The following is a 6,539-nucleotide window of genomic DNA, read 5'->3' on the forward strand; positions in this document are numbered from 1 at the left end:
ATAATTTGAAATTAATCATTTTGATTTCTCATTTCATTTAATATACGGTAAACGGTTGGTTTACTCACACCAGCTAACTTTTCAATTTCTTTCAATGTATATTTTTTACTATCGTATAAACTCTTTATATATACTTTTTTTTCTTCGCTCATAGGTTTTCTACCACCAAATTTCCCTCTTGCTCTAGCTGATTCTAAACCTTTTTTAGTTCTTTCGCTTAATAAGTTCGCCTCTAATTCAGCAAAAGCACTCATCATAGTAAAAAACATTTTACCCATTGCGTCTTTTGTATTGATATTCATATCAATAATTTGTAATTCAATATCATTATTTTCTAACCATTGCGCCAAATCTATTAATTGTTTAGTTGTTCTACCTAATCTATCTAATTTATAAATAACTAAAGTGTCGCCTTCACGTAAATAGTCTAAACACTTATCAAGTTCTGTTCTTTTGGTTTTACGACCACTTACTTTTTCACTAAATATTCTTTCGCACCCAAATTTTTCTAAAGCGTCAATTTGTGAATCTAAACTTTGATCTCGTGTTGATACCCTAGCATATCCTATATTAGCCATTATCATATATTCCTTTCTTGCTATTTTTCAATACGTTCTACTTTTTGAAATAATTCATATACTTTATTAAAAAATATAGGTGCGTCATTTTGTTTTATAACTTTTTCAACATCATGAATAAGTTTAACTAAAGCACTTTTTAAATCATCTAAATAATTTGTATATGATGTTTTTTCAAATTGTTCTTTAAAGTTATCAAGTTCACACATAAAATCAACTAAACAATTAATAATATATTGTTTATTATGTTTGATTGAATTATCTGTATGTTCCCATTGTACGCTTCTAAATAATCTAACTATGTCATACCAGCAATCAATACTAATTTTTTCGTTTTCATTAAAGTTATATTTATAATTCATTTTTATCCTCTCTTTTCTTTTAAATATTTAACGTTTAACGCAACATTACCTTTCAAAAACATTTTCAATGCACATGAGAGCTTAACATTATGTATTATTTCTCATGTGTTTTATTAGTTATTTTACATTGATTATAATACTTAATTATATTACTATCATAGCATAAAAAAGCCTTATTTATTAGGCTTTTTTATAAATTCATATTTTCTATAAAAAAGTAATATAAATGGTCGTTTTTGTAACTTATACTTAAGCATCAAATTTTAATTGTTGGACTATTCTTTGATTCATATTTACCATTATTCTTTTACTTCAACCCATATATAAGCTGTATTACTTTCAACACTAAAACGTTTTTTATAATGGATTAATGTATAAAAATCATCTTTGCTAATTTCTTCAGGTTCTAATATATTTGCTACTAACCCTATTTCGTTCATCATTTTTTCCTCTTCTTCACTTGCTTTACCAATTACTTCTAAATAGAATTTATACGGGTGCGTACTTAAAGTATCAATTTCATGATCATAGTTTACTTGTTCCATATATTCAATCATATCAATTCCAAAAGACAATTGATCAGTATTTTTCTCTTTCTCTATATCCCATTCAAATCCAAATGATTGTATGCGTTTCAATAATAACGGTACTTTATCTTCATGCTCATATGGATCAAGATTATCTTCTAATTCAAAGAATATTTCTTTTAAATCACGATTAATGACCTGAAATTCTATGAAACAGGAAACTCCAACACATTCTTTATCATTGTAAACAAACGGTTCTTCTGCCATGAAAACTACATCTGTTGCATATCTATACTTAGTCATTTTTTTCTTTCCTTTCCTTTTATTAATAAGGTAATAATTTTTTATAGTGAAGAATTTTATATTTTTTATTTCTAAAATTTGATATATTACTTATAGTTAATATAGGTGACTGACTAGATTGCAATGATTTAATTAGATTAGCTAGTGAAGTCTCATCAAAATTTGAATCAATATAATCTTTATAATTAATATATTCTTCATCATTCGCGTAAGCTATATCTAGTTCATCAAAGGTCGTATAAAATCTATAGTATTTAAAATCATGGATATTATCTTTTATACAGACACGCTGGCTAGTGTCTATATCATACATATACCTAGGGTTATACTTCATTAAAAAATCAAGTGATATTTGATTTTTTTTATTAATATTTATGAAATATTCCCTAGAATTACTATCTATTCGATATACATAGTTACTAAAACAGGTACATAACACAATTTCTAAATTATTTTCCCAAAACTCTTCACTAAAAACATTACCTTGTTCATCCGTTAAAAATTTAAAGTGTATATCAACTAACAAGCTGGATAACAAACAATCAAATTCGTCTAATGGTAAATTAGTTTTAATATAACCATTAATAGATAAATCGTTTGTAAATGGGTGCATTAGTTCAATAGTTTTTATATTACACATAAAGTTATTCCTTTCATCGTTTATATTACTAATTATTTTACTAATCATCATTCTTTATTAAGTTAATAATCCTTTTGATTACTTTCACAGAAAATAAATATAAGTAGTCAGGGCTATTTATATTTTTAATAATGCAATTATAATACCTGATTATTTATTTTATTACATAAATAGACTGACTTCTCATTCACATCATATTTATAGAGAAAAGCATGTATGCCATATATATTAATGATAAGTTCACTATCTCTAAGAGATCTAAAAACTTTGTTTGACCGTTTTAAATTTCTTAATAGAATATTTAAAATATCAGGGCTGGTATCTACAACCCCTGATATACATTGTACTTATCTTTTTCAATAGGAACGATAAAGTAAAGACTACCTAATATTCTACCTTTTAAAACCATAGCAATCACTTAGTATCTTTAATGACCGTATTACCTGTATCAAATTTTTGACCATTATATTCAGTCTTTTCATTATCAATAATACTGTAATTATCTTCATTTACAGTGTATTCTTTTTGCTCTAATTCTGATTTTTGTTTTTCATTATTCATGTTAATCCCTCCAGATTTTAGTTTAAGCATATGTTCTCGACATAATGAATATTACTAAGCCCAACACTATCATCAATATATAAAGATATACTTTATTACCAGCTACTCTTTTCCCATCTACATATTTCATTTCATTCATTGCTAGGTAAGTAAATAAAGCACATATTAGCAATCCTGCAATCCTTAAAATATATGCCATTAACTAAGCCCCCTTAATGTCACTTGCCTGAATATTTTCTATCTTGCTTTCTTGTTCTGCTAGTTTTTCTTCCAACGCCTTTAATTCTGATTGTACCTTACTTAATTCTGATTTAGTATTATCTTTCTTTTTTTCTTTTTCACTTTTATTATTTGACTTTTTGGCTGTCGCTTTTGCCTTTAAATCGTTGACTTCTTTTTCTTTACCTTTGATTTGTTCTTTCGTTTCTTTCAGTGGGTCAATGTAAGTCTGATAGTAATTCTTAGTGTTATTTATATTCTGCACTTCTTTACTGTTACTTGCATATTTTTTTTTCACATCATCAATGAAATTATCAAGTTCAGAAAACTGATTTGTTAGAATATAGGATTTTACTATCTCATTAGTGACTGTCAATTCTTTTAAATCAACTTTATTAGCTAGATTAATCATTTCTTGATAACGATTATCATAGCTTGCTAGAAAAAAAGCCAATACATTATTATCTTCTCTTGTAGCAACTTTTTCGATTTCGTCTCTATTATCTTTATTAATCATCTGTCCTACTAAATATGCAGAATTTTTGTTCAGGCTCATAGCTTTCGTATACTTGCCATCTTCCAGCAACCATTTAATATATATATCTTTTTGTTTTTTGGTAGTTAGTTTGTTGTAATCAATTGTTGCCATTTCTTGTTTTGCTTTCTGTCTTTGATCGTTGATGTAATCACTAAATATGTCATTAATTTTCTTTTGAACATTTAGCTGTGCGTTTAGCTTATCTATTTTTTCAGCTTTACCTCCCCCATTATTTTCTATAAAGCTAGGGAATATCATGATGAACGCTGCTAACAATACTAAAGGAATGACACGTATCGGCTTATCCAAAAAATAATCTGTCATACTCTTAAAAGTAATTTTCTCTTTCTTCTTGTTCTGTGTCTTTACAGGGGTTGGGGCTGTTCCTAATTCTCGTGCCAACTTTTCTTTATTGCTTATATAAACAGGCTCAACATATGTTGATTTTCTCTTTTTAAAGCGTGATTTCTTTTCTCTTTCGTCTGCTACTTCTCGTGCCATTCTTTCTTGTTCCTCACGATCTAAACGAAATTGTTCTAATCGTGTTTCAATGCTGTTTCTGATTGAATTAATATCTCTAGCATTTATAACTTCTTCTGCAAATCCAATAACTTCATCAGATTTATTGATAAAATCAACTTTATTAGGTTTAGTCGTTACGCTGTATAGATTAGTTAAACCTAATATAATCAACTGTTTTAGTCCTGCTAGCGCAGATGTTTTATCGTATACAATGAAATCACTAAAGTTATATAATATCGCTTTAACTCTATCTTTTTCATCTTCATTGTCACTATGCGCTATCACAAAATTGTTCATGTCCCACAATATTTGTACATTATTATTGCCCTGATAATCAGCAATATCTGCTAAACTTTGAAATAATTCAAGTTGTCTTTCAAAATCTAAATATCTAATACTTGAATAGGCTGTTACATTATCTAAATCATAGTTAAATTGTATAAATTTTCCTCTTTCACTGAAATAACTGATAGGGCATAAGGTATTATTGTTGAATGTATGATGTAAAAATTCATTATAATCATCTGAAAGTTTACGTTTATTAGTATTTATATCTTTAAAATTGCTTAAAGGAGAAACGTATTCAATGTTATTATCAAATACGTTAAATTCTCCTAATTTATTAATCTTTATGTTCTTCATCATTGACCACTCCAATTATTTTTTGAGATGACTTAATTGACTTAGACCACTACGCGCCATTATTAATGTTGTACGCCCTGATCCACTGCTATTTCCAAAGTTCTCAAGCAGTCTAGGAATACCAAGAGCCAAGAATAGAAACGCTAGACTTAAACATAAATCTGTCATATTTTGGTTTTCGTTGAATGATAATCTAAAAGTAGTACTGATACTTAAAGCAATACAAAGCGATTGTAATAGTAAAGTGACAATACCACCCACTAATTTTCTAAGCCATAGCGAGAAAAATTCCATTTCATCGTTGACCATCGTTGCTATTGCTATTGGACCAGTGATATATAGAACAATCAACAGGGCAAGTCTATAGAATAAAGCTAAAATAACTGCTAGATAAACAACTGATAAAACTCCTAGCATAATTACTATTGAAGTCCCACCGCCCAACAACAACGACTTTAAAAAGACTAAAGAGGCGCTGTTTTTATCAAGGGCGATTGAGGCAAGTATCGGAGAAACCAATAAATATTGAATAGAGAGTGCGATTTTAAAAAGAATGTCATAGACACCTATAAGAGAAACACTAACTATCAGTTTGACTGTCTTTTCAAATACACCCTGACTAATTCCCTCCCCGTTAGTCATTCTCATACTTAGTATTTTCAGAATCTGAAATATAAAGAACAGAACAACTATTACATCAGTGAGAGTAGAGAAAGCACCTTTATACAGTGAAACGCTTGGTGCTTCTAACACATCTGATGGTCTAATGATAAATTTCTGCAATGGATCTAAGGCAGCTTTAATTAGTCCTGATCCTCCTGACACGATCACATTGTTAATCTTACATTCAAATTCAAAAGTGCCACAATCTAGTTTTCCTGTTGCTGTATTATATTGTTTTGTCAGGTCTTTTATTTCTTTTCCGACATTTTTTGGCTGATTTTCCTCAAACTTATCAATTTCTGTTTTATACGCTTTATATAATTCGCCTTTACCTGATTTAATTTCTTTTCCACTAGTTGTTTTATTTGTTTCTTTAAAAACATCTTTATTGTTTTCATTTATCCTGATTAAATCTTCTTCGCTCGGCAGACCATTTACTAGGATAGAATCTTCGTTAGAAAATTCATTGACTACTCCTATTCCATCTTCTCTTGTTGCTACTTCAACTGCCATTACTGATTTAACGCCAACTAGAAACATCAACAAAAACAGTAAGGGTAGTATTTTCTTCACTTTCATTCCTGCACCCCCTATAAGTAATAAAATAATGAGTTAGTGGCGAAAATTACTATCACGATCAAAGGAAGTAAGTATTGAATATAAATAATTCTCTTTACTTCATTTTGCACTGCTTTTTCGTATAATTCCTGATCTTTGATTAAGTGAATACACTTTGCTTTTGCTTGCGGTACGATATAGTTTTCTTTATATGCTTCAAATATTTTATTCATTTCTACCTCCTTATTTAAAACGTTCTATATAGAAGTAGCCTTTAGAATTGGTTTTAAGCACAAATACTCCTGTACGAGTTTCTGTTTTTTTGAATCCATTTTCTGTGTAACTAAGATCAAATTCATAGTTACCTGATACTGTTTTGTTATCTACCAACTGAAAATCAAAATTAGTATCTGTAACTTCTCTTGT

General features: G+C 28.6%; 9 protein-coding genes. All 9 read right to left on the reverse strand.

Annotated features, from left to right (window positions below; genetic code table 11):
- Window positions 1–11: 11 nt before the first annotated feature.
- Window positions 12–578 carry a recombinase family protein gene (locus ACZ2V4_RS11110; protein WP_490514890.1) on the reverse strand — a complete coding sequence of 189 codons (567 nt, stop codon included), beginning with the start codon at window positions 576–578 and terminating at the stop codon, window positions 12–14.
- Window positions 579–598: 20 nt separating this feature from the next.
- Entirely contained in the window at window positions 599–940 is a 342-nt protein-coding gene (locus ACZ2V4_RS11115) for a hypothetical protein (RefSeq protein ID WP_490514891.1), read from the reverse strand.
- Between the two features lie 299 nt (window positions 941–1,239).
- Window positions 1,240–1,770: a hypothetical protein gene (locus ACZ2V4_RS11120; protein ID WP_490514892.1), complete on the reverse strand. Its 531-nt coding sequence runs from the start codon at window positions 1,768–1,770 to the stop codon at window positions 1,240–1,242.
- A gap of 22 nt (window positions 1,771–1,792) precedes the next feature.
- The gene (locus ACZ2V4_RS11125) at window positions 1,793–2,410 is read right to left on the reverse strand and encodes a hypothetical protein (RefSeq protein ID WP_490514893.1); all 618 of its coding nucleotides are present in this window, start codon (window positions 2,408–2,410) and stop codon (window positions 1,793–1,795) included.
- Between the two features lie 414 nt (window positions 2,411–2,824).
- Entirely contained in the window at window positions 2,825–2,971 is a 147-nt protein-coding gene (locus tag ACZ2V4_RS11130) for a hypothetical protein (RefSeq protein ID WP_490514894.1), read from the reverse strand.
- A 202-nt stretch (window positions 2,972–3,173) separates the two neighbouring features.
- Complete coding sequence (locus ACZ2V4_RS11135) at window positions 3,174–4,895, reverse strand: hypothetical protein (RefSeq protein ID WP_490514895.1); 1,722 nt, start codon at window positions 4,893–4,895, stop codon at window positions 3,174–3,176.
- A gap of 12 nt (window positions 4,896–4,907) precedes the next feature.
- On the reverse strand, window positions 4,908–6,134 hold the full coding sequence (locus tag ACZ2V4_RS11140) for a conjugal transfer protein TrbL family protein (protein WP_490514896.1): 1,227 nt from the start codon (window positions 6,132–6,134) through the stop codon (window positions 4,908–4,910).
- Window positions 6,135–6,145: 11 nt separating this feature from the next.
- Entirely contained in the window at window positions 6,146–6,346 is a 201-nt protein-coding gene (locus ACZ2V4_RS11145) for a hypothetical protein (protein WP_101144919.1), read from the reverse strand.
- Between the two features lie 10 nt (window positions 6,347–6,356).
- Window positions 6,357–6,539: hypothetical protein (locus tag ACZ2V4_RS11150; RefSeq protein ID WP_490514897.1), on the reverse strand; the 183-nt coding region annotated here is incomplete at its 5' end.

The sequence above is a fragment of the Macrococcus sp. CoH-51_TC_04 genome (genome assembly GCF_058188655.1).